This is a genomic window from Erythrobacter sp. NFXS35 (genome assembly GCF_040148725.1).
Lineage (GTDB): Bacteria > Pseudomonadota > Alphaproteobacteria > Sphingomonadales > Sphingomonadaceae > Erythrobacter.
In genome coordinates, this window is sequence record NZ_JAGDEB010000001.1 from 320,611 (window position 1) to 342,939 (window position 22,329).

20 protein-coding genes are annotated in these 22,329 nt (G+C 64.9%); 8 read left to right on the forward strand and 12 right to left on the reverse strand.

Annotation, left to right across the window (positions count from 1 at the left end; all coding sequences use genetic code 11):
* Positions 1-9 precede the first annotated feature (9 nt).
* The 3 genes from J3454_RS01600 to J3454_RS01610 are packed head-to-tail and all read left to right on the forward strand — an operon-like array spanning position 10 to position 2,781.
* Complete coding sequence (locus tag J3454_RS01600) at positions 10-804, forward strand: type III pantothenate kinase (protein ID WP_349512010.1); 795 nt, start codon at positions 10-12, stop codon at positions 802-804.
* Between the two features lie 37 nt (positions 805-841).
* Positions 842-2,497, forward strand: coding sequence for a ribonuclease J (locus J3454_RS01605; protein ID WP_349512011.1), 1,656 nt, complete (start codon positions 842-844; stop codon positions 2,495-2,497).
* Positions 2,497-2,781: a DUF1467 family protein gene (locus J3454_RS01610; RefSeq protein WP_349512012.1), complete on the forward strand. Its 285-nt coding sequence runs from the start codon at positions 2,497-2,499 to the stop codon at positions 2,779-2,781. Before J3454_RS01605 ends, J3454_RS01610 begins: the two co-directional genes overlap by 1 nt.
* Here the strand turns inward: J3454_RS01610 and J3454_RS01615 are convergent.
* A complete protein-coding gene (locus J3454_RS01615; protein WP_349512013.1) occupies positions 2,778-5,333 on the reverse strand; it encodes a coiled-coil domain-containing protein in 2,556 nt (851 codons plus the stop codon). The two genes, J3454_RS01610 and J3454_RS01615, sit on opposite strands and share 4 nt — an antisense overlap.
* A 70-nt stretch (positions 5,334-5,403) precedes the next feature.
* On the opposite strand from J3454_RS01615, the gene J3454_RS01620 reads away from it, so the two are divergent.
* The 4 genes from J3454_RS01620 (at position 5,404) to J3454_RS01635 (ending at position 9,440) form a co-directional block, all read left to right on the forward strand.
* Entirely contained in the window at positions 5,404-5,715 is a 312-nt protein-coding gene (locus J3454_RS01620; RefSeq protein ID WP_349513121.1) for an Hpt domain-containing protein, read from the forward strand.
* Between the two features lie 109 nt (positions 5,716-5,824).
* Positions 5,825-7,033: a hypothetical protein gene (locus J3454_RS01625; protein WP_349512014.1), complete on the forward strand. Its 1,209-nt coding sequence runs from the start codon at positions 5,825-5,827 to the stop codon at positions 7,031-7,033.
* A gap of 40 nt (positions 7,034-7,073) precedes the next feature.
* Positions 7,074-8,018: a hypothetical protein gene (locus J3454_RS01630; protein ID WP_349512015.1), complete on the forward strand. Its 945-nt coding sequence runs from the start codon at positions 7,074-7,076 to the stop codon at positions 8,016-8,018.
* A complete protein-coding gene (locus J3454_RS01635) occupies positions 8,019-9,440 on the forward strand; it encodes a sensor histidine kinase (RefSeq protein WP_349512016.1) in 1,422 nt (473 codons plus the stop codon).
* A gap of 9 nt (positions 9,441-9,449) precedes the next feature.
* On the opposite strand, the gene J3454_RS01640 is transcribed toward J3454_RS01635, so the two are convergent.
* Genes J3454_RS01640 through gltX form a run of 3 tightly spaced genes read right to left on the reverse strand, consistent with a single transcriptional unit; the run spans position 9,450 to position 12,447 of the window.
* Positions 9,450-9,647 (reverse strand): hypothetical protein, encoded by a 198-nt coding sequence (locus J3454_RS01640; protein ID WP_349512017.1) that lies wholly within the window; start codon positions 9,645-9,647, stop codon positions 9,450-9,452.
* Between the two features lie 21 nt (positions 9,648-9,668).
* A complete protein-coding gene (locus J3454_RS01645; protein WP_349512018.1) occupies positions 9,669-10,955 on the reverse strand; it encodes a citrate synthase in 1,287 nt (428 codons plus the stop codon).
* Between the two features lie 55 nt (positions 10,956-11,010).
* The gene (gene gltX / locus J3454_RS01650) at positions 11,011-12,447 is read right to left on the reverse strand and encodes a glutamate--tRNA ligase (protein WP_349512019.1); all 1,437 of its coding nucleotides are present in this window, start codon (positions 12,445-12,447) and stop codon (positions 11,011-11,013) included.
* Positions 12,448-12,512: 65 nt separating this feature from the next.
* On the opposite strand from gltX, the gene J3454_RS01655 reads away from it, so the two are divergent.
* Positions 12,513-14,768 carry a ComEC/Rec2 family competence protein gene (locus J3454_RS01655; RefSeq protein ID WP_349512020.1) on the forward strand — a complete coding sequence of 752 codons (2,256 nt, stop codon included), beginning with the start codon at positions 12,513-12,515 and terminating at the stop codon, positions 14,766-14,768.
* Positions 14,769-14,791: 23 nt separating this feature from the next.
* Here J3454_RS01655 and lexA read toward each other — a convergent pair whose 3' ends face one another.
* The 8 genes from lexA to J3454_RS01695 all read right to left on the reverse strand — a co-directional run bounded on the left by lexA (position 14,792) and on the right by J3454_RS01695 (position 22,268).
* Positions 14,792-15,475 carry a transcriptional repressor LexA gene (gene lexA / locus J3454_RS01660; RefSeq protein WP_349512021.1) on the reverse strand — a complete coding sequence of 228 codons (684 nt, stop codon included), beginning with the start codon at positions 15,473-15,475 and terminating at the stop codon, positions 14,792-14,794.
* Between the two features lie 190 nt (positions 15,476-15,665).
* Positions 15,666-16,847: a molybdopterin molybdotransferase MoeA gene (locus J3454_RS01665; protein ID WP_349512022.1), complete on the reverse strand. Its 1,182-nt coding sequence runs from the start codon at positions 16,845-16,847 to the stop codon at positions 15,666-15,668.
* Positions 16,844-17,353: a cyclic pyranopterin monophosphate synthase MoaC gene (gene moaC / locus J3454_RS01670; RefSeq protein WP_349512023.1), complete on the reverse strand. Its 510-nt coding sequence runs from the start codon at positions 17,351-17,353 to the stop codon at positions 16,844-16,846. Before moaC ends, J3454_RS01665 begins: the two co-directional genes overlap by 4 nt.
* Before the next feature lie 177 nt (positions 17,354-17,530).
* The gene (gene trpC / locus J3454_RS01675; protein WP_349512024.1) at positions 17,531-18,325 is read right to left on the reverse strand and encodes an indole-3-glycerol phosphate synthase TrpC; all 795 of its coding nucleotides are present in this window, start codon (positions 18,323-18,325) and stop codon (positions 17,531-17,533) included.
* Between the two features lie 4 nt (positions 18,326-18,329).
* Positions 18,330-19,322, reverse strand: coding sequence for an anthranilate phosphoribosyltransferase (trpD, locus tag J3454_RS01680; protein ID WP_349512025.1), 993 nt, complete (start codon positions 19,320-19,322; stop codon positions 18,330-18,332).
* A complete protein-coding gene (locus J3454_RS01685) occupies positions 19,319-19,930 on the reverse strand; it encodes an anthranilate synthase component II (RefSeq protein ID WP_349512026.1) in 612 nt (203 codons plus the stop codon). The genes trpD and J3454_RS01685 overlap by 4 nt, the downstream gene beginning before the upstream one ends.
* Complete coding sequence (locus J3454_RS01690; protein WP_349512027.1) at positions 19,927-20,775, reverse strand: phosphodiester glycosidase family protein; 849 nt, start codon at positions 20,773-20,775, stop codon at positions 19,927-19,929. The genes J3454_RS01685 and J3454_RS01690 overlap by 4 nt, the downstream gene beginning before the upstream one ends.
* Complete coding sequence (locus tag J3454_RS01695; RefSeq protein WP_349513122.1) at positions 20,772-22,268, reverse strand: anthranilate synthase component I family protein; 1,497 nt, start codon at positions 22,266-22,268, stop codon at positions 20,772-20,774. Before J3454_RS01695 ends, J3454_RS01690 begins: the two co-directional genes overlap by 4 nt.
* Positions 22,269-22,329: the final 61 nt, after the last annotated feature.

Below are 22,329 nucleotides of genomic sequence, written 5' to 3' on the forward strand. Positions count from 1 at the left end.
GTCCGTCCAATGCTTCTCGCCGCCGATGTCGGGAACACCAATGTCGTCTTCGCGCTGTTCGAACCCGGCGTTGACGGGGCGTATACGATCCGCGCGCGCTGGCGCATTGCCACCGACCCGCGCCGCACCGGTGATGAATACGCGGTCTGGCTGCTGCAATTGCTCAAGATCGAAGAGGTCGAGCGCGATCAGATCACCCAGATCATCGTCGCTTCGGTGGTGCCGCGCGCCGATCACAACCTGACCGTATTGTGCCAGAAATATTTTGGCATCACGCCCATGTTCGCAGGGCAGGACAAGGCGGCGTGGCGCTTTGCCATTGATGTCGACCAGCCCAGTTCATTGGGGGCGGACCGCGCGCTCAACATTCTTGCCGCGCACCATAAATACGGCGGCGATCTGATTGTGGTCGATTTTGGTACCGCGACCAAGTTCGAAGCGGTCGACTTCACCGGGGCCTACAAGGGCGGATCGATTGCGCCGGGGATCAACCTGTCGCTCGATGCATTGGTGGGCAAAACGGCAAAGCTGCCACGCATCGCCATTCGTGCGCCCGGCACCCGCAGCGTCATCGGCCGCAACACCGAAGACCAGATGCTGATCGGCGTGTTCTGGGGCTACGTTGCGATGATGGAAGGGATGGTCGAACGGATGAAGTCCGAAATCGGTCGTCCGGCAAAGGTTGTAGCTACCGGCGGGCTCGCCATATTGTTCGATGACGCGACCGAGATTTTCGATCACGTCGATGCCGACCTGACCTTGGACGGCCTCGCCATTCTTGCGCGGCAGGCGGAAACCGCCTGAACCATCCCGCGCTCCTCCTGACAGAACCGGATACACCTTGAAGAAAGATTTTACGCCCGAAGACGAATTGCTGTTCCTTGCGCTCGGAGGCTCGGGCGAGATTGGCATGAACGTCAATCTCTATGGCTGCCAGGGCAAGTGGCTGATGGTCGATCTGGGGATGACCTTCTCCGGCACCGAATATCCCGGTGTCGATCTGGTATTCGCCGATCTCGATTTCATCGAGGAGCGGGTCGAAGATCTGCTCGGGATTGTGCTGACCCATGCGCATGAAGATCACATCGGCGCGGTGCCGTACTTCGCAGGCGAACTGGGCGTGCCGCTGTATGCCACGCCGTTCACCGCCGATCTCGTGGCGCGCAAGCTGGAAGAAGCCGGCCTGCTCGGCAAGGTCGAACTCAACATCATCGAGGACGATCACGGCGAAATCGACATCGGCCCGTTCACGGTCAGCTACCTGCCGCTGGCGCACTCGATTGCGGAAGGCAACGCGCTGCTGATCGACACCCCGCACGGACGGATTTTCCACACCGGCGACTGGAAGCTCGATGAAGAGCCGATCATCGGCGAACCGACCACGGAAGAAGAACTGCGCGAAATCGGCGATGAAGGCGTGCTGGCGCTGGTGTGCGATTCGACCAATGTGTTCAATCCGGAGCCTTCCGGTTCCGAAGGCGCGGTGCACCGCGCGCTGATGGAGGAAGTCGCCCGACACAAGGGCAAGCGCGTGGTCGTGACCACATTTGCCAGCAACGTCGCGCGCCTGCATACGCTGGGCGAGGTCGCACGCGAGACCGGGCGGCAGATCTGCGTCGCCGGACGCTCGCTCGACCGGATTATCGAGGTCGCGCAGGACAATGGCTATCTCGAGGACTTCCCGACCCCGGTCAATTTCGATACCGCGATGGGGCTGCCGCGGGGTGAGGTGCTGATCATTGCGACCGGCGGGCAGGGCGAGCCACGCGCCGCGTTGGGCCGCATGGCGGACAGTAATCACCCGATCGAACTGGTCGCGGGCGATGTGGTGCTGTTCTCCTCGCGCCAGATTCCCGGCAATGAAATCCCGATTGGCAAGATTCAGAACCAATTGGCCGCGCGGGGCATTCAGATGGTGACCGACCGGCAGGCATTCATTCACGTTTCGGGGCATCCCGGCCGGCCGGAACTCGAAGCGCTCTACGAATGGCTGCGGCCCGAGGTGCTGGTGCCCGTTCACGGCGAAATCCGCCACATGGCCGAACAGGCGCGGGTCGGCAAAGCTGCGGGCATTCCGTCGCAGGTGGTGCAGAAGAACGGCGATCTCGTCCGCCTTGCGCCAGGCAAGCCGGGTAAGCTGGCCGAAGTGCGGGCCGGAAGGCTTGTGCTCGATGGTGATATCATCTCGCCTGCCAATGGCGATGCGATGGTGATGCGTCGCCGGATTGCGCAGGACGGCGTACTGGTGGTGGTGCTGGCGCGCGGGCAAGCGCCACTGGTGGAAGCGATCGGCCTGCCGCTGGACGAGGACTTGCCCGATTTCCTCGCCGAGGCTGGCCGCGACGTGCTTACCGCGATCAATCGGCTCAAGGGCAAGGATACCCGCGATCCGGCGGTGATCCACGAAGCCGCGCGGCTTGCCGCACGGCGCGCCGCGCAGCGCTGGTCTGGCAAGAAGCCGCAGGTGCGCGTGGTCATGCCCGGAGCGCCTGCCTGATGCAGATCACCTCGATTGCGGCGATTTACTTTCTGTTCTGGGTGATGAGCGCCTTCATGATGCTGCCCTTTGGCGTGCGCACCGCCGATGAGGCGGGCGAGGCTACGGTGCCGGGTCAGGCGGAAAGCGCACCCGTTAACTTCCGGCCGGGCAAGCTGGCGTTGCGCGCGACCGTCATCGCGGCGGTGTTCACTGCGTTGTTCGTCACCAATTACAATTATGGATGGGTCACGATTGCCGATATCGACATCTTGCCCAAGCCACCGGGGACCTTGGCGAACTAGCTCCTGAACCGCTTGATCGATTGCGCCAGCACGACATACAGCTTGCCCATGTCCGAGCCCAGCATCGTCACAGTCAGCACGTGACCGTCGCGGGTCGACAGCGTCGAACGCAGCAACGCCTCGAAATCATGGATGTAGCGGCTGACATTGGCCTTGAAGGCATCGTCCTGTTGGTAAAGCTCGGCAATGTCGCGTGCCGCGCCTTTGTCGATAAGTCGCACTGCGCGGCGGGTGAAGATGCCGCGATCTCCCTTCAGATAGGCGTCCCACGCCGTATCGGCGACTTCCGTGGACAACGCTCCGGCAATGTCGATCGACGCCGAATTGAGGCTGTCGGTGATCAGCGCCATGCGCCGGGCAAAGTCGTTGTTGACCTGCTCCTCGGCCAGTTCGCGCGCGCGGCTGATGCGCTGTTCGAGGTTGCCGGTCAACTCGTTCACCCGCACCAACTGGTCGCGCAGCTGGATCACAGCCTCGCGCCCGACCCCCGAAGCATGGGAGGCGGACTGTTCCAGCTTACCGATCGTGGCGGCGCTTTCATTGCGCAACGCCCGTTCGAGCGCCTGCACCGCCTCCGCCCCGATGCTCTGCGCCAGCACGGTTGCCTTTTCGCGCGCGCCTTCGTCCAGAGTGGCGAAGGTCTGAGCGATTGACGCTTCCAGCGTTGCCAATGCTTCGCGCAGGCGTTCCTGCGTGTCACCGGCCAGTGTGCCGCTTTCCTCTGCCAGCCGCGCAAACCCGCCGCGCAGCCCTTGCAGCCGCGCGAGCGCTTCGTCCGATTGGTCGGCCAGTCGCGCTTTGAAACCTTCGATGGCTGCGTCTGCCGCGTCGATTTCGCTACGGGTCTTTATGAGGTAATCCGACAGGTCGCTGCCCTGCTGGCTGGTTCGCAGCATTAACTGGCTGACCTCGCCCGCACGGCCCTCCACTGCGGCAAGGTTCTGCCCTGCGGCGGATATGGCCTGCTGCAGGTCTTCGCGGCTTGTGCGCGCTCCCGACTGGATGATCTCCAACAGCCGTACACCGCCTTCGGTCAGTTCGGCCAGTTGCGCCTCGGTCTGCGCCAGAGCGATGCGCTTGGCCGCCAGCTTTTCGTTCAGCATGTCCAGCCCGTCGGCAAGGCTGGTACGCGCTGCATCGCCCTGATGGCTCACCTCGCCGAGCAACACGCCGAACTGGTCGAGTTGTGCAGCGATTGCTTCGCCGTGCGCCACCAGCTTCTCGGTATCGGCCACCTGCGCCTCGCGCCGCTGGACGAGGGCATCGTCGAGAGCGGCGAGCCGCTGGGCCAGCAATTCGCTGGCCTGCGCTTCGCGGGTTTCGAATTCGGCCTGACTTTTCTCAAGCCGTTCCTGCAACAAACGTGCGCGTTCGGCGAACTGGTTTTCATAGCGCTCGGCTTCGCCGCGCAGCTGGATAATCCGCTGTTCGGCATCGCCGCTGGTCGTCCGGTCAAGTTCGTCGACCAGCTTCAGTTTCTCCACCAGCCCCTGCTGAAGTTGCGCAAACATCCCGGCGATGCGACCACTGGCCTGTTCTTCGGCGGTTCGCAGCTGCTGTGACAACGCATCGACTTCTCCACCGAAGGCTCCGCTGCGCTGGCGCAGCGCATTGATCGCTTCGGTCTCCGCCCCGTCGAGCCTCGCGCGGTAGGCTTCGGCATCTTCCTGCAAGGCGGCGAAGCGCTGCGCCAGCGTGGCTTCGATCCGGCTCATCTGGGCATTGAACCCGGTAAGCGTTTCGTCCACCCGGGCGGTGAGACCGGCCACTTGCGCTTCGCTGGCATTACCGAACTCACCGAGCCGCGTGAAGCCGGACACAAGGCGATCGAGTTGATCCTGCGCCTTGTTCCCCGCGCCGCCGATCTGGTTGGCGACATCGCGTGCGGCGTTGGCGATCACCGGTAGATCGTCGCGCAGCCGGTTCATGTTGCCGAGCGCGGTTTCACTGGTGCTACCGATGGCGTCCACCTGCGCGCCATTGGTAGTGATAAGCTGCTGCAATTCCGCTGCATGGGTCGCAATACGCTCGGCCGCGATACGGCCCAGCGATTCCAGATCGCGCGATTGAGCGGCGAGGAATTCGCGGGCGAGGCTGAGTTCGCGATTAACGACCTTGAGCCGCTGTTCCAGCTCTGCGCTTTCGCGGCTGAGCAGGGCGGCGCTGGCGGCAAAGCGGTTCGCCTCGGCACGCGATGATCGCATCGCCAGCAGCCAGACCACTCCGATAAGCGCCACAGGCACCGACCACGCAACGATCCAGCCGGCCCACGCCGTAGGGGGAGCGCCAGCCATTACTTCGCCGCTGATAGCCCAGCCGAAAAAGCCAGTCCACCCGGCGATCGCAACCAGGGCGAGGGTTGGGGCCATCCAGCCGAAGCGCGACGGGGCGTGGGCCTCCGGTTCGCTCTCCAACCAAGCCTCATCCAGCAGCATCTCGCTGCTGTCGGGGGCAGCATCGCTGACGCCGGATTCCTGCGCTAAATTCGTACCGGTCGCGTCGTCCGCGCCGCTCCTGCGCCCCAAAGCGCGCATCTGATGCCGTTCTGCCATGCGCGCTTCATACCACAGCCTCAAACGGGATAAACCCTGCTTTAACCAAATGCGTGTTAGCCCTCTCGCCATGGCCTATGACAACGGAGCTCTGGATGCGACGCTCGCCGCGGCTGCGGGCGACAATGCCGTGCTGATGCGCGAATTGCGCGCGGCGTTTCTGGAAAGCGCTGCGCGTCAGCTAGATCTGCTCAAGCGGGCGCGGTGCGATGGCAACTGGAACGTTGCGGCGATGCGCCTTAAAGGACTTGCGGCGAGTTTCCATGCCGACGAATTGCTCTCGGCAGCCGAACATGCGCTCAATGCCGCGCCCGGTGAACCGCTGGCGATCCGCGAAATCGAGGCGGTGCTGGCGCGTTTCAATCGGTCGGTCCGGCGCTGAACCGCCAATTCGCCCGTGAATTCGGGCAAATTTACCCTCGCACGGCTTGAACCGCTGAAGCGAAACCGCCAATCCGGGGATCATCGATCCCTCGGCGAAAGGCGGCAGGATGCGCACGGCCCTGATTGCGGCCCTCAGACATAGTTCGAACGGCCCCTTGCGTGCTGCATTGCCACTCGCTGGGCGCAGTGTCCTCGCCCGTCAGGTCGATTTGCTGCAGGCGCACGGTTGCGAGCGAATCCTGTGCCTGTGTGATCGGATCGATGACGAAATCCTGCGGGTGCAAACCGCAGTTGAGGCGTCGGGCGGCACATTTCAGGCCTTGCGCGGGTTTCTCCATCTGCCGGCAATGATCCGCGGCGACGAGGAATTGGTGATCCTTGCCGATGGTCTGGTGCCGGATCCTGCCACGGTGCGCGCCCTGTTCGCGGCCGAGCCGCAGTCGCCGCGCTTCGTTGCCTGCCTGCCTGCCGAAAGCCCGCTGGTGAGCCGACATCCGGATGATTTCGAACGGATCGATGCAACCCGCCATTGGGCCGGGCTGCTGGTGATGCGCGGCGCGCCGGTGCAGCATCTGGCCGATTTCCCGCCCGATGCCGATGCGATATCGGTCTTGCTGCGGCTCGCGCTGCAGGCCGGAACGCCGTGCCGCGCGCTTCCTGAAGAACGCGCCGCCACGGAAGGCTGGCTGCTGGCGACCGACGAGGCTGCACTGATGCAGCAGGAACAGGCGCTGATCTCCCGCGCGGCGGGCATAATCGACTGGCACAGGCCGTCGCTGGCGACAGCGCGAATGGCCGCGCGCGCGCTAACTTCCCGAGCGCTGGGGCGTGGACTTGTGCGTGGGCCGATGATTGCGCTGCTGGCGGCGGCGACGCTGCTGCTGGGAGGGGTGGGTGCAAGCGGGTTGGGGCTTGCTTCGGCGGGGCTTGCGCTTGCCGCCCTGGGCGTGTTCGGGGCAGCGCTGGCAGATGCGCTCGCAGCGATGCGACGGCACTTGCTGGGCGACGGGTTTTCGCCGCGTTTGCTGGCGCGGTTCGGACTGGCAGTCGACATTCTCGCTGCAATTGCCTTGTTGCTGGCGCTTTCGCCGGTGCCCTTTGCTGAGCCGTTGGCGGTACTGGGGCCGATCACGATCGGGCTGGCACGGCTCGTGATCCGGGACCGGTCCTTCGCACCGGTCACCGTTCTGGCAGACCGCGCGCTGCTGCTTGGCGCCCTTGCACTCGCTGCCGCGTTCGACCTGCTGCCGTTTGCCACCGGGTTGACCGCACTGGTTCTGCTGGGCGGATTGCTGCTGCGCCGCCAGCCGAACTGAACTAACGCTGATTTAACTATGCGCCGTTTATGGCGGCAGGATGGGCGATGAACCAACGGCAATCGCGACCGCGAGTCGGGTCGAGACGATTCTGCGAGAGAACCTCGTGCGGGAAAACCGCGCGATCGACGCTGTCGTGCCGGTGCTGCGCCACCTCCTGGTGAGCGAGGGCCAGAGGCTGGTGAGTGATGCGATTCTCGCGCGGGTACGCGGAATGCTGTCCGATCTCGCCGCCCAGCTATTGGCTGCCGCGGACGGGCGCGACCCGGCGCTGAATGTCGTGGGTCGGATCGATGCCGATGCGCGCGACGCCCTGGCTGAAAGTCTCGCCGCGGATCGCGGCTTGCTGACGCTATGCCATGCCCTCGCAGTCGAGAGCCACCTGGCTGAACGCATCCACCTGCAGCGCGGGATCGACCCGGTGCTGAGCCCGCTGCTGCAGGAACTGATCGCTTCGGACGAACCGGTGATTGCCGAACTGGCGATGAACCTGCTCGCCGCGCAATCGCGCTTCATCCAGAGCCAGCGCCGCATGGAACTGCCGCTGTCCGAGCTGCCAGCCGAATTGTTCCATGCCGTTCTGTCGGCCCATGCAAACCCGCGCAGCGACACCGCTGCTGGCGAGGCGCTGGCGCGGTTCCAGCAGAATTATGATGAAGCGACGACCCGGATCGGGCTGCTGGCCCGGCTTGTTGCGGCCATGCGGCGCGGTGCGGTGGCGGCGCTGGCGCTCGATCATGCCGGTCTGGGGCTGTTCGCCAGCACGCTAGCGGCGCTCTCCCGGCAGCCGCGCGCGCATGCGGTGCTGGCGTGTCACGAACAACAAGGCGCGCGTCTGGCCTTGGGCCTGCGAGCGGCGGGGCTTGGGCCAGACGCGATCGAGCGGCAGTTTCTGCTGGTCGATCCGGCGGCCCGGATGCCAAGCGACCTCGCCGCGATCTCGTCCGATCGGGCGCGCATCCTGCTGGACGCGGCAGCGGGCTGAGTGACCAGCGTGGATCACCGCGATAGCCTGCTGGGCGCCCACGGTTTGACCGATGCGCGCGATTGTCTGATCAGCGCCGATGAGCCGCTGGCCGATTTGCAGGCGCGCTGCGGCGGGCGGGTGCCAGGGCCACTGGCAATCCCTGAACTGCGCGAGCTGGTGCGTCAGACCCGTGAGATGGGCCTGAAGCTGGCGAGAGCATTCACCGCCTTCGACGGCGAAGCCCTGGTGACCGGTTTTGCGCGGATACATCCCGCCAGCAAAGCCGCAGGCGGCGGCTGCGAAGTGCTGGTTGAGAATTGGCAGCGCAGCATGCAACCGACGCCGGATGGCCGCGAATTCGCGGAGCGCCTTGACGCGATTGACCGCGCCACCGCCGAAGTCAGCGCCCGGCTTGACGCGCGCCAGCGCGTGCAGGTGCTCAGTGCGCTGGCAACCGATGCGCTCGAACTGCAGGCCGTCAGCTTGACTACGCCGGGCCGGGTATGGAGCGAGCTGGTCGAATTGAAGGGCATCGCGCATCAACAACCGTTGCATTGGCGGCTGCTAGATGGTGCGGCTTGCCGCTTTGACGGGTCGCAACGGCAGTGGCGGGCACGGCTGATCCCACTCGGCCCTGACCTGCAGACGCCGACCGGGTTCGAACTGCTGCTGATCGCCGAAGAGCCGCTGTCGCCGGCACAGCTCGCGGAGGAAAGCGGCGAGGGCGGTGAGGCCACGCCGACGCGGCTGATCGGCAGCGCGCTCGCCCCAGTGCTGCGTCAGCCGGTGGCGCGGATCATCGCCAATGCCGAGACTATTCGCGCGCGGCTCGCCGGGCCATTGCGGGAAGAATACAGCGAATATGCCGGCACGATCGCCGGCGCAGGGCAGCACCTTGCAGCGATGCTGGACGATCTGGCCGACCTCGAAGTGGTCGAAACTCCCGGATTTTCCACCGTGCGCGAGAGCGTCGACCTTGCCGATGCGGCGAGCCGGGCTGCGGGTATTCTCGGGATGCGTGCCCGTAATAGCGACATTAGCCTGATGGTATCGGGCGATCGCGGCGCGGCGGTGGCGACCGCGGAGTTTCGCCGGGTGCTGCAGATCCTCATCAACCTGATCGGCAATGCGATTGCCTATTCGCCGGGCGGGAGCACGGTTACGATTACCGCACACGCTTCGGATTCCGCAACCGGCGGGGGCGGCACGGTGACCGTGAGCGTTGCGGATGAAGGGCCGGGGGTCACGCCCGAACAGGCGGAGCGCATCTTCGACAAGTTCGAACGGCTTGGGCGGGACAATAATGGCGGCAGGGACAACGGATCGGGGCTTGGCCTTTACATCTCGCACCGCCTGGCAGCGGCAATGGACGGCTGCCTGACGGTCGAACGCGCGGACAGCGGCGGGGCGCTGTTCAGGCTGGAGCTGCCTGCTGCCTGAGGCAGATAATCAGTGGCGCCGGTGCGGGACTCTGCTCGCGCCCCACAAGATCCCACCGCCGACAAGCGCGGTCAGCGCGCCGTAAAACACCCATTCACGCTGCGCGAGCATGAAACTGCCCGCAGGCCAGTCCAGCAGGCCCAGACCCTGCAAGGCCCAAAGGGCGCCGAATGCGATCAGCAAGCCGCCGAACGCCTTCAGCGCCATTCGGAACATTGCTGCCGCGCCTCAGCGCTTGTCGAGAGGGATGTAATCGCGCTGCGTCGGGCCGGTGTAAAGCTGGCGCGGACGGCCGATCTTCTGGCCGGGATCGGAAATCATCTCGTTCCACTGTGCCACCCAGCCGACGGTGCGCGCCAGCGCAAACAGCGCGGTGAACATCGTGGTCGGGAAGCCAATCGCCGACAGGATGATGCCCGAATAGAAATCAACGTTCGGGAACAGCTTCTTCTCGATGAAATAGGGATCGTTGAGCGCCAGTTCTTCCAGCCGCAGCGCGGTTTCGAACAGCGGATCATCGACTTTCAGCGCATCGAACACCTCGCGCACAGTCTTCTGCATCACCGTGGCGCGCGGATCGTAGTTTTTGTAAACGCGATGGCCGAAGCCCATCAGGCGGAACGGATCGTTCTTGTCCTTCGCGCGCTCAATATAGTGCGGGATGCGGTCAGGCGTACCGATTTCCTTGAGCATGTTGAGCGCAGCTTCGTTGGCGCCGCCATGCGCAGGGCCCCACAGGCAGGCGATGCCCGCAGCGATACAGGCGAACGGGTTAGCGCCCGACGAACCGGCCAGACGCACGGTCGAGGTCGAAGCGTTCTGTTCGTGGTCGGCGTGGAGGATGAAGATCCGGTCCATCGCCTTTTCGACCGCCGGGACCACCTCGTATTCCTCGGCCGGAACGCCGAAGGTCATCTTCAGGAAGTTGCCCGTGTAGGACAGCTTGTTGTCCGGATAGATGAAGGGCTGGCCGATGGCGTACTTGTAAGCCATCGCCGCGATCGTCGGCATTTTGGCGATCAGGCGGTGCGAGCTGATCTTCCGGTGTTCGGGATCGGAAATGTCGGTGCTGTCGTGATAGAACGCCGACAGCGCGCCGACCACACCGCACATGATCGCCATCGGGTGCGCGTCGCGGCGGAAACCCCGGTAGAACGTCATCAGCTGTTCGTGCAGCATAGTGTGACGGGTGATGGTGTAGTTGAAGTCGTCCATCTCCGCCTTGCTTGGCAGTTCGCCGTTGAGCAGCAGATAGCTGACTTCCATGAAGCTGGAATCCTCGGCCAGCTGGCCGATCGGATAGCCGCGGTGCAGCAGTACGCCTTCGTCACCGTCGATATAGGTCAGCGCACTTTCGCAAGATGCGGTCGAGGTGAAGTCGGGGTCGAAGGTGAAGGCACCCGTCTGCGCATAAAGCTTGCGGATGTCGATCACATCGGGGCCGGTGCTGCCCTCGAGCACGGAATAATCGAAGCTCTTCCCGCCGAGTTCGAGTTTCGCCAGCTTGTCTGCCAAGGTCTGTCTCCTGTCCAAATTCTTTGCTCGTTTCCCGCTCTTTACGCCGCCTGCCCTAAGCAGCCTGGGCGTCGAGCCGGGCGAGAGCTTCTTCCCGTCCCAGAAGGACCAGAACATCGAAAATACCGGGTGAGGTCGTCGTCCCGGTCAGCGCAGCGCGCATCGGCTGCGCCAGCTTGCCAAGGCCCAATCCCAGTTCCTCCGCAAGCGATTTCGTAGTGGCTTCGAGTGCCTCGCTTGTCCAGTCGTTTTCGCCCCGCAAACGCTCGCAAATTTTGCGCAAGCTGGTGCGCGCATCGGCATCGAGCAGTTGGGAGGCTTTTTCGGTCAATTCCAGCGGCCGCTTGGCGAACAGGAATGCCGATCCTTCAACGACTTCGTTGAGGTTCTTTGCGCGCACTTTGATCACCGGCATGGCCGTTTCGAGCAGCGCTGCGTCGGCATCTTCGCCGATCCGCGCTGCCACCAGCGCGGCCAGTCGCGCATCATCGGCTTCGCGCAGGTAGTGCCCGTTCAGATTGTCGAGTTTCTTGATGTCGAACCGCGAAGGGCTCTTGCCGACGCCATCCAGATCGAACAGCTCGACCGCCTCGTCGCGGGTGATCTCCTCGCGGTCGCCGTGGCCCCAGCCCAGACGAAGCAGGTAATTGAACAGGGCTTCGGGCAGGATACCAAATTCGTCGCGATACGCCTCCACCCCCAATGCGCCGTGGCGCTTGGATAGCTTGGCCCCGTCGGAGCCGTGGATCAGCGGGATGTGGGCATAAACCGGATCGGGCCAGCCGCCCTCGATCGCATGCATCGCGCGGATGATCGGCAGTTGGCGGAAGGCGTTGTTCAGGTGATCGTCGCCGCGGATCACGTGAGTGACGCCCATGTCATGATCGTCGACCACCACCGCCAGCATGTAGGTCGGCGTGCCGTCAGCACGCAGGATGATGTAGTCGTCGATTTCCTCGTTCCGCACCGTCACTGCGCCCTGCACCCTGTCATGGATGGTGGTCTCGCCCTCGTTCGCGGTCTTCAGCCGGACGGTGAATGGCGTGCCTGCAGGCGCTTGACCCGGGTCGCGGTCGCGCCAGCGTCCGTCATAGCGCAGTGGTTGTTTGTTGGCGCGCTGTTCGGCGCGCATCGCTTCGAGTTCTTCGGAGGTGGCAAAGCATTTATAGGCATGGCCCGCCTCGAGCAATTGCAGCGCCACTTCGGCATGACGCTCGGCACGGTCGGACTGGAACAGCGGCGGCGCGTCATAATCCAGACCGAGCCAGTCGAGCCCATCGATGATCGCGTCGATCGCTTCCTGCGTCGAACGCTTGGCGTCGGTATCTTCGATCCGCAGCAGCGTGCGTCCGCCGTGATGGCGCGCATAAAGCCAGTTGAACAGCGCCGTGCGCGCGCCGCCGATATGCAGGAAGCCGGTGGGCGACGGCGCGAAGCGGGTCACAACCTGCGTTGCCGACGTATCCGCTGGGCTGCTGCTTTCGCTTGCCATTGCCTGTCACTTCCTGTTCACTTTGAGCGGCTTGGCATGGGCCTTGCCGGTCAGGGGGCGAGCCGATGCGCGATGCGCCAATCATTCCGATGGGGGACGATCCCGGCAGCCAGCCTGCCGCTCGCGTCGCGTCGGCGCGGCCTTGGCAAAGCGGCGCGGGATTGTCCAGCGTGGTAGCACGGACGCTCGCCCAACTGGCGCGCAGCATCGCCGATCATGCCGAACGGTTTCTCGCCACTGCCGGCTTCGACCGCGCACCGTGGCTGGCGGTGCTGTTCATGGGCGGGATCATGGCCTGGTTCGCCTTGCCGGGGCAAGATTACTGGCTGGCGGCAATGGCAGCGGCGGGCGGGCTGGCTGCGACGGTATCAATCCTTTGGCCCGATACGAAGGGCGCTTTCGATGAGCGGGTGAACCTGCGAAGCGCGCTGATTGCCGGGGGACTGGTGTTCGCGCTGGGCATTGCAGTTATCTGGGCGCGTTCCGAAATTGTCGGGGCCGAGGCGATCGAGAGGCCCGGCGTTGCGCTGCTTCAGGGTCATGTGCTGGAGCGCGAGGATCAGCCCGCCGATGGCCGGATTCGCCTGACATTGGCGGTGCGCGATGCCGCAAGCCTGCAAGCCTATAAGGTGCGGATCAATGTACCGTTTGACGCGCTTGCCGGGCAATCCGCCGGTCCTGCGCTGGCCGAGGGCGCGGTGGTCCGGCTGCGGGCGCGACTGATGCCGCCTGCGAGCCCAATGTTGCCGGGTGCCTATAATTTTGCCCGCGCGGCGTGGTTCAAGGGCTTGGCGGCCACCGGGAGCGCGATTGGCCCGGTCGAACTTGTCCGCCCCGCAACGCAGCAGGGTGGACTTGCCGATATACAACGAGCGCTATCCGCCCATGTGCGAACGCGGGTCGAAGGATCGGCAGGCACGATCGCCGCCGCCTTTGCCAGCGGCGACCGCGGCAGCATCGCGCGTGCAGACGAGGAGGCGATGCGCGATTCGGGCCTGACCCATCTGCTTTCGATCAGCGGCCTGCATGTCAGCGCCGTGATTGCCGCTGCCTACCTTGCAGTGTTGAAGCTGCTCGCGTTGTCGCCCGCACTGGCTTTGCGCGTGCGGCTGCCTGTCGTGGCAGCAGCGGGCGGGGCATTGGCGGGGATCGGCTACACCTTGTTGACCGGCGCCGAGGTGCCGACGGTGCGCAGCTGCGTTGCCGCCATGCTGGTGCTGATCGCGTTGGTGCTGGGCCGCGACGCATTATCGGTCAGGATGGTGGCGGTGGCGGCAGGGTTCGTCCTGCTGCTCTGGCCGGAGAGCGCTATCGGACCAAGTTTCCAGATGAGCTTTAGTGCGGTGCTTGCGATCATCGCCTTGTCGACGAGCACGCCGGTGCGCGCCTTTCTTGCCGCGCGCGAGGAGCCATGGTGGGCGCGGATTGGGAGGCGGGTGGTGATGCTGTTCGTCACGGGCATGGTGATCGAACTGGCGCTGATGCCGGTGGTTTTGTTCCACTTCCACCGCGCGGGGCTTTACGGAGCGCTCGCCAATGTTATCGCCATTCCGCTTGTTACGTTCATTGCGATGCCGCTGATCGCATTGGGGCTGCTGTTCGATCTGGTGGGGGCAGGTGGGCCATTCTGGTGGCTGGTGCAGTATTCTCTCGACCTGCTGCTGGGAATTGCCCACTTCACCGCGAGCCAGCCGGGTGCGGTCAAGCTGATGCCGCAGATCGGCGGAACGGCTATCGCGCTGTTTGCGGGCGGAGGGCTTTGGCTGGCGCTATGGACAGGACGGGCGCGTGTCCTGGGCCTCTTACCGATTGCCGCCGCGAGCGTTCTGACGATCCTGACTCCAGTCCCAGATATACTGGTTTCGAGTGACGGGCGGCAGGTCGGTATCACCATTTCCGGGGCTGAAGGGGATCGGCGGTTGCTTTCCCTCCGTGACAGCCGTTCCAATTATGCACGCGACAATCTGATCGAACTCGCGGGGGTAAAGGGCAATCCGGTTCCGCTTGCCGAATGGCCGGATGCGCGGTGTTCGGATGCGTTCTGCACACTGGTGATCAAACGTGGCGGCCGTGACTGGGCGATATTGATGGCGAGAAGCCGCGCCCGGGTGGAGGAGCGCGCGCTCGCCAGCGCCTGCACCCGCGCCGACATCGTCATCGCCGAACGATACCTGCCGCGTTCCTGTCGCCCGCGCTGGCTCAAGGCCGACAGACGGCTGCTCTCAGAAACCGGCGGGCTATCGATCAACCTGGATCGCCAGACGTTCGACACCGTGGCCGAGCGCGAAGGGCAGCATGGCTGGTGGCGCGGTGGCGGCTAGAAACACGCCCCCGCGCCCACCTGTCAGTGATAGCGGCGCAGCAGCCCGGCAAGCTTGCCCTGCACCTGCACTTCGTCAGGCCGATAGACTTGTGCTTCGTAAGCGGCGTTGGCCGGATCGAGCCGCACCTGCCCGCCGTCCTTTCGCAGATATTTGAGCGTTGCTTCCTCGCCGCGCACCAGCGCCACCACGATCTCGCCGTCGCGGGCGGTATCGGTGCGGCGTACCAGCGCATAGTCGCCGTCGAAAATGCCGGCTTCGATCATGGAGTCTCCGGACACTTCGAGCGCGTAATGCTCACCCGGACCGAGCAGCGCTGCGGGGACAGGCAATGTATTCTGACCTTCGAGCGCTTCGATCGGAGCCCCTGCCGCAATGCGGCCATGGAGCGGCAGTTCGATCACGTCATTGGCCGGTTCTGGCGCAGCGGTGCGGGCAGCGGGCGGCGTCATCGCAATCACATTATCGGCTGCGCTCCGCACCGGGGTCGAATCCTCTGGCTGCCGGATGACTTCGAGCGCGCGCGCCCGGTTGGGCAACCGACGAAGAAAGCCGCGTTCTTCCAGCGCCGAAATCAGGCGATGAACGCCCGATTTGCTCTTAAGGTCGAGCGCCTCCTTCATTTCCTCGAAACTCGGCGAGATGCCGGTTTCCTCCAGCCGCTGCTGGATGAAGCGGATCAGTTCGTGCTGCTTGGCGGTCAGCATTGATCAAAACTCCCATACTTGCATCCAAACCCCGCCACAGCGACGGTAGATGCGGTTCTGCGTGCGTGCGTCACGCGGCACCCAAATATCCAAGGTGCACTTTTCGTTCGGCGATATAGTGAACGAACAAAGAACAATTAGGCAACCGCCATGGGAGTGTCAAGCGCCATGCGCCGCAGAATCCCGCAATTCAGCCATTCCGGAGGTAGAGCACCGGAACCGGATCGCCAGGGGCAGCCGCCGGAGCGCCTGCGGGCCGATCGATCAGGCAATCGGCGGCGGCCAGCGTCGCCAGCGCGCTCGAATCCTGCGCCCCGGCATGGGACACACTGCCGTCTTCGCTAACCGCCCGCAGGAACTCGCGCCGCTTGCCGGCAGCGGGCAACATCGCGCCAGCGCGCATCGTCACCGACCGCGGCAGGGGTGAAGGATCGCCCAGCGCCGCCCGCACCAGCGGCAGGGCGAACAGGAACGCCGTGACGAAGCTCGACACCGGATTGCCCGGCAGGCCGAGGATCACTTGCGCACCGCGCCGCGCCACCAGCAGCGGCTTGCCGGGTTTGATCGCGACCTTCCAGAACGCGGTTTCGGCCCCCCAAGCGGCGAGTGCGGGCTTTATCAGGTCGTGATCGCCCACCGATGCGCCGCCCGATGTGATGAGGATGTCCGCTTCCTCCGCCGCCGCCAGCGCCCCGGCGAGGGCGGTCATGTCGTCACCGATCGGTCCGAGCCGCTGCACATCGCAGCCCCAAGGCGCGATCATCGCGGCGATCATCGCGCCGTTGCTGGCGGGGATTTGATGGGGCAGGCAATTGGCGGGATCGCTCGCAAGTTCATCCCCGCTATCGAGCACCGCAATTCGGACCCGACGTCTGGCCGCAGCCATGCCATGCCCGCCAGCAAGTAACAGTGCCATCCGCGCCGGGGTGATGCACGTGCCGCGCGCAAGCAGCAGGTCGCCGGTCGCAAAGTCGAAGCCGCGTTTGCGGATATCGCGTCCGGGCGGCGGCATGTCACTGGCGCGGATGGCGCCGTCTCGAACCTCGGCATCCTCCTGCAGCAGCACCCGGTCGGCCCCCTCGGGCAGCATCGCGCCGGTCGAGATACGGACGCACTGCCCAGCGGCCAGTGTCTTTGAAAACGGCGCACCTGCACGGCTTTCGCCGATCAGTCGCCACGGTCCTTCACCGGGTGCGAGTGCATAACCATCCATCGCCGACAGATCGGCAGCGGGCTGGGTGCGCGCGGCGCGGATATCTTCGGCACAATAGCGGCCGAGCATCGCTTCAACAGCAACTCGCTCGACCGGCAGGACCGGCGCCAGCGCCAGCAGCTGCCTCTGCGCTTCCTCCAGACCGAGCAGATCGCTCAAGCTGCGCTCACGTCCGGCGCGTTCCAGTCACCCGACTTGCCGCCGGTCTTTGCAATCAGGCGTACATCGCCGATCACCATGCCCTTGTCGATCGCCTTGGCCATGTCGTAGATCGTCAGCAATGCGACGCTGACAGCGACCATCGCTTCCATCTCCACGCCCGTGCGGCCGGTGAGCGAGGCAGTAGCGGTCGCGCGGATCGCGCACGAACCGTGGGTATCCTCGTAAGCGAAATCGATGCTGACCGCTTCGAGGCCGAGCGGGTGACACAGCGGGATCAGATCGCCGGTGCGCTTGCCCGCCATGATCCCGGCGATGCGCGCGGTGCCCAGAACATCGCCCTTGGGCGCATTGCCTGCGCGGATCGCGGATAGGGCCTCTGCCGACATGGTGACAAGCCCCGATGCGACTGCGCGGCGCCGCGTCGCCGGTTTGCCGCCGACATCGACGATGCGCGCTGCGCCGTCATCACCGAGATGCGTGAGTCGGGAGCGGTCTTCGTTCATCCTGATACCCGCAAGGCTTTCCGAACGCGCCTGTAGGAGACACATGAGACACTGTCCAAGGAACGAAAATCCGCCCCTTCGGCATCAGGGACGCGGACGGCAGGCGGAAACGTTCTTGGCGCGGTCATGGTGCCGTTGTTGCCCGATTTTGGCAATGTAGGACAGTCTGCGATAGAATCAGCCTTCGCCTTCGAGCAGGGTGCGCGTGGCGACCGCGATATCGGGCTGGCGCATCAGGCTTTCGCCGACAAGAAAGGTGCGCACGCCCGCCGCCCCGAGCCGTTCGATGTCGGCATGGGTGTTGATCCCGCTCTCGCCGATCAGCAGCGTGCCTTCGGGCGCGAGCGGGGCGAGGCGTTCGGTGACGGCGAGACTGGTGGTGAAGGTCTTGAGATCGCGGTTATTGACCCCGATCAGGCGCGACTTGAGGACCGTCGCGGCGCGTTCCATTTCGGCTTCGTCGTGCACTTCGACCAGCACGTCCATGCCGAGTTCGGCTGCCGCCGCTTCGATTTCGGCCATCAGCGCGTCGTCAAGCGCGGCGACGATAATCAGGATTGCGTCGGCGCCGATCGCGCGCGCTTCAAGGCATTGCCACGGATCGACCATGAAATCCTTGCGCAGCACTGGCAGGGTGCAGGCGGCGCGGGCGGCGACGAGGTAATCCTCGTGCCCCTGAAAATAGGGCGCATCGGTCAGAACAGATAGGCACACCGCGCCGCCTGTCTGGTAGGCGGCAGCATGCTGGGCGGGGCGGAAATCGGCGCGGATCAGGCCCTTGGAGGGGCTGGCCTTCTTGATCTCTGCGATCAGCGCATAACCGGTGGCGGCGCGGGTGCGCAAGGCGGCTTCGAACCCCCGCGGAGCGGTCTGGATGCGTGCTGCCGCAGCCAGCTGCGCTTCGCTGATTGCGAGCTTGCGGGCGGCGACCACTTCGCGCTTGGCGGCGCAGATTTCTTCGAGTTTGTTCATGGTCTCACTTTGCCAACGCAATCCAGTTTTCTAGCATTGCCATCGCCCGTCCGGAATCGAGCGCCTCTGCTGCCATTGCTGCGCGGTCGGGCCAGTCGCTTCCGCGCCCTGCGACCTGCAACGCGCCTGCGGCATTGAACAGCACCGCATCGCGATAGGGGCCGGGCGCACCCATCAGCAATGCCTTGAGGGCGGCGGCATTGTGCTTCGGATCGTCGCCGCGGATCGCTTCAATCGGGGCGTGCGGTAGGCCCGCGGCGCTCGCATCGATGCGTTCCATCGCGAAGGCATTGCCGGTTACCACTGCGACCTCGTTGCCGCCCGCAAGGCTGAGTTCGTCGAGCCCCTCATCGCCCGAGACGATCAGCGACCGGCCGGTGCCGAGCCGCGCCATCGCACCTGCATAGATCGGCACATAGGCCGGGCGGGCGATGCCGATCAGCTGGCTTTTGACTTTCGCCGGATTGGACAGCGGTCCCATCAGGTTGAAGATCGTGCGCTTGCCGATTTTCTGACGGATGGGCTGGATCCGCGCCATCGCCGGGTGGTGGTTCTTGGCGAACAGAAAGCAAATGCCGATTTCGGCGAGCGTTGTTTCCGCTGTGCGACCGGCGGCGTCCATGTCAAGGCCGAGCGCTTCCAGCGTATCGGCCGCACCGGCCTTGGAGCTGGCCGCGCGGTTGCCGTGCTTCGCCACCGGCACGCCGCAGGCCGCGACCACCAGACTGACGGCGGTCGAGACGTTGAGGGTATGATGACCGTCGCCCCCGGTGCCGCACACATCGATGGCGCCTTCGGGGGCGTCGATGGGGATCAGCCGCGCTCGCAAGGCCCTCGCCGCACCGGCAATTTCGTCGGCGGTCTCTCCGCGCGCCGACAGATCGACGAGGAACTGCGCGATCTCGTCTTCGGAAGGCGCACCGTCGAGCAGTACACCGAACGCAGCCTCAGCCTCAGCTTCGCTCATCGGAGCGGCAATTGCGGGGAGGGTGCTCATGCCATCGATCCTTCGGCAAACGCTGGTGCGATCCCGCACAGCGCCAGAAAATTGGCAAGCAGCGCATGGCCATGCTCGGTGGCGATGCTTTCGGGATGGAACTGCACCGAATGGATCGGCAGGTTTTCATGCCGGAAACCCATTACGCTGGCATGATCCGCGCCCGGCGTTTCGGCATGGGCGTTGGCGATCAGCTCTGCTGGCACGTTCACCACCTCAAGGCTGTGATAGCGCGTGGCGATGAAGGGGGAGGGGACGCCTGCAAACAATCCGGTCCCGTCATGCGCCACAGGCGAGGTTTTGCCATGCATCAACCCGCCGCGCTGCACCGTGCCGCCGAAATGCTGGCCGATCGCCTGATGGCCCAGGCACACACCCATCAGGGGCTTTCCGGCATCGGCGCAGGCCGCGACCAGATCGAGGCTGATCCCCGCCTCGGTGGGGGTGCAGGGGCCGGGGGAGATCAGATATCCCGCCGCATTCAGCCGGACCGCATCCGCCGCCGTCAGCGCATCATTGCGCTCCACGCGAACATCCGCTCCCAGCTCCATCAGATAATGGACGAGGTTGAAGGTGAAGCTGTCGTAATTGTCGATGACGAGTATCATTCACCCGTTCCTTCGCGCCCGTTATTTCTGATGCGGCTTGCCACGATGATCGGCCCCGCGCGCCCCTGATCGAGCCTCCCGTTCGCCGGATCCCACAGCGCAGAAGTCTGACTGTCGAGATGCAGCGCGTTGGGGGCCTTCACCTCGTCGCGGAAATAGCGCGCCAGTTGCCCGAAGCTGAGCGGCGCATCGGCAATCACGAAATGCGTGCGGCCCTTGGCATCCACGCCCACGCCGTTGCGGATTGCGCGGGAGGGGCCGTTGTCCTGAATATCGGGATGCAGCTTGCCGTCGATCACCAGCATCGGGCCGGACTGCGTCCCGAATTGCGGGCGGTCGCCCACGGTTGCCACGAAGGCCTCGCTTGCCAACACCCGCCACTGCCCGCCGGTGCCGAAGAACACGCCGTTGGGCTTCATGTAGAAATTGCCATCGCCTTCGCCGCGCTCCAGCTCGGTCAGGCGCTCGCCATTCTCGACGTAGTAGCCGACCGCTTTCAGATCATCGCCGAAAATACCGCCGTTGAAAGCAAAGGCGACCGATCCAGCATCGGCGCTGGCGGCATAGGTGCTGAGCGAACCATAGGGCTGCCCGCCTGCTGGAGCATTCGCCATCGCGATCCGGTGCTGCGCGGGATCGGCGGTGCAATGGGTGAGGGGAACCGTTTCGAAGGTCACGGTACTGCACGCCGAAAGACCTGCCGCCTGGGTGCCGGCGGGGGTGGGTGAGGAAGCCCCGACAACCGGCGTGCCATCGAGGTTGACCGTAACCACCGCATCGCCCGCAGGCGCCTCGGAACAGGCCGCTAGCACAAGGCAGGCCGCGAGCAGAGCCGAGCGCCTCATTGCCCATACCCCGGCTCGCCCGCGACGCGCACGGCTTCGCGCGCGGCGGCGATCAGGGCGCCTGCCTTGGCACGGCATTCGGCGAGTTCGTAATCGGGATTGCTATCGGCGACGATTCCGGCGCCCGCCTGCACATGCATGACCCCGTCCTTCACAACGGCGGTGCGCAGGACGATGCACGAATCGAGGCTGCCATCGGGCGCGAAGTAACCGACGCCTCCGGCATAGGCGCCGCGCGTTTCGGGTTCGAGCTCGGAGATGATCTCGCACGCCCGGATTTTCGGCGCGCCCGATACGGTACCCGCCGGAAAGCCTGCAAACAGCGCGTCCAATGCATCCTTGTCGGGCGCAAGGGCGCCGACCACATTGCTGACGATGTGCATGACGTGGCTATAACGTTCGATGGTGAAGCTGTCGGTCACGGTTACAGTGCCTGCCGCTGCCACCCTGCCCACATCATTGCGCCCCAGATCGAGCAGCATGAGGTGTTCGGCGCGCTCCTTGGGATCGGCCAGCAGGCTGGCTTCGTTGGCGATGTCCTCCTCGCGCGTGGTGCCGCGCGGGCGCGTACCGGCTATCGGACGAATGGTGACTTCGGTATCGCCCCCCTCGTCGGGCCGCGCGCGCACGAGGATTTCCGGGCTCGATCCGACCAGCGCAAAGCCGGGCAGATCGAGGAAATACAGAAAGGGCGAAGGGTTCACGCGCCGCAGTGCGCGGTAAAGCGCCAACGGGGGGAGGGTGAAGGGGCAGGTGAAACGCTGCGCCAGCACCACCTGAAAGATGTCGCCTGCCAGGATGTAATCCTTGGCCCGCAAGGCCATCGCCTTGTAGTCGTCAGCCGCGATCACCGGGGCAAGATCGGGCAGGGTATCGGGCAGCGCTGCGTGATCGGGAGCAGGGGCGGGCTGAGCCAGCTGGCTGAGCGCCGCGTCGATCCTCTCGCCCGCGCGCTCCACCGCCGCCTGAGGGTCGTTCGCCTCCCAGACCGGAGCCACCGCGAACAGCGCGTTGGTGAGGCCATCGAACACCAGAATGACCGTCGGCCGCACAAACAGCATGTCGGGCAATTCGAGCGGACTGTCGGCGGCGCGGGGGAGGGTTTCGACCAGACCGATTGTCTCGTAACCCAGATAGCCGACCAGACACGCCAGCGCAGGCGGCAAGCCTTCAGGCATCGGATCGATCCGGCAGGCTGCGGCAAGGTTGCGTAACTCGCCCAGCGCATCGCCTGCGCAAGCGGCGAAGGCATCACGGTCGGTGCGCCAATCGCAATTGATCGCAGCGGTGTTGCCGGTCGCGCGGAACACCAGATCGGGGTCGAGCCCGAGCAGGCTGTAACGCCCGCGCACTTCGCCGCCTTCGACACTTTCAAGCAGGAAATCGCCGCGCCCCGGCGCGATCAGCCGCCGCGCCGCGCCCACCGGGGTATCACTGTCGGCGATGATCCGCCGCCACACCAGCGCCGGGCGGCCATCGCCCAGCGCCTGCATGGCGGCGGCAGCGTTTTCGGGCAGGCCGGGACGCGGCGCAGTCAGATCAGGGCCGTGGGTC

Coding starts and splice junctions, on each gene's coding strand:
- J3454_RS01600 (WP_349512010.1), top strand. CDS start 10: ATGCTTCTCGCCGCCGATGTCGGGAACACCAATGTCGTCTTCGCGCTG.
- J3454_RS01610 (WP_349512012.1), top strand. CDS start 2,497: ATGCAGATCACCTCGATTGCGGCGATTTACTTTCTGTTCTGGGTGATG.
- J3454_RS01615 (WP_349512013.1), bottom strand. CDS start 5,333: ATGGCAGAACGGCATCAGATGCGCGCTTTGGGGCGCAGGAGCGGCGCG.
- J3454_RS01620 (WP_349513121.1), top strand. CDS start 5,404: ATGGCCTATGACAACGGAGCTCTGGATGCGACGCTCGCCGCGGCTGCG.
- J3454_RS01625 (WP_349512014.1), top strand. CDS start 5,825: ATGCGCACGGCCCTGATTGCGGCCCTCAGACATAGTTCGAACGGCCCC.
- J3454_RS01630 (WP_349512015.1), top strand. CDS start 7,074: ATGGGCGATGAACCAACGGCAATCGCGACCGCGAGTCGGGTCGAGACG.
- J3454_RS01640 (WP_349512017.1), bottom strand. CDS start 9,647: ATGGCGCTGAAGGCGTTCGGCGGCTTGCTGATCGCATTCGGCGCCCTT.
- gltX (WP_349512019.1), bottom strand. CDS start 12,447: ATGGCAAGCGAAAGCAGCAGCCCAGCGGATACGTCGGCAACGCAGGTT.
- J3454_RS01655 (WP_349512020.1), top strand. CDS start 12,513: ATGCGCGATGCGCCAATCATTCCGATGGGGGACGATCCCGGCAGCCAG.
- lexA (WP_349512021.1), bottom strand. CDS start 15,475: ATGCTGACCGCCAAGCAGCACGAACTGATCCGCTTCATCCAGCAGCGG.
- moaC (WP_349512023.1), bottom strand. CDS start 17,353: ATGAACGAAGACCGCTCCCGACTCACGCATCTCGGTGATGACGGCGCA.
- trpC (WP_349512024.1), bottom strand. CDS start 18,325: ATGAACAAACTCGAAGAAATCTGCGCCGCCAAGCGCGAAGTGGTCGCC.
- trpD (WP_349512025.1), bottom strand. CDS start 19,322: ATGAGCACCCTCCCCGCAATTGCCGCTCCGATGAGCGAAGCTGAGGCT.
- J3454_RS01685 (WP_349512026.1), bottom strand. CDS start 19,930: ATGATACTCGTCATCGACAATTACGACAGCTTCACCTTCAACCTCGTC.
- J3454_RS01690 (WP_349512027.1), bottom strand. CDS start 20,775: ATGAGGCGCTCGGCTCTGCTCGCGGCCTGCCTTGTGCTAGCGGCCTGT.
- J3454_RS01695 (WP_349513122.1), bottom strand. CDS start 22,268: ATGCAGGCGCTGGGCGATGGCCGCCCGGCGCTGGTGTGGCGGCGGATC.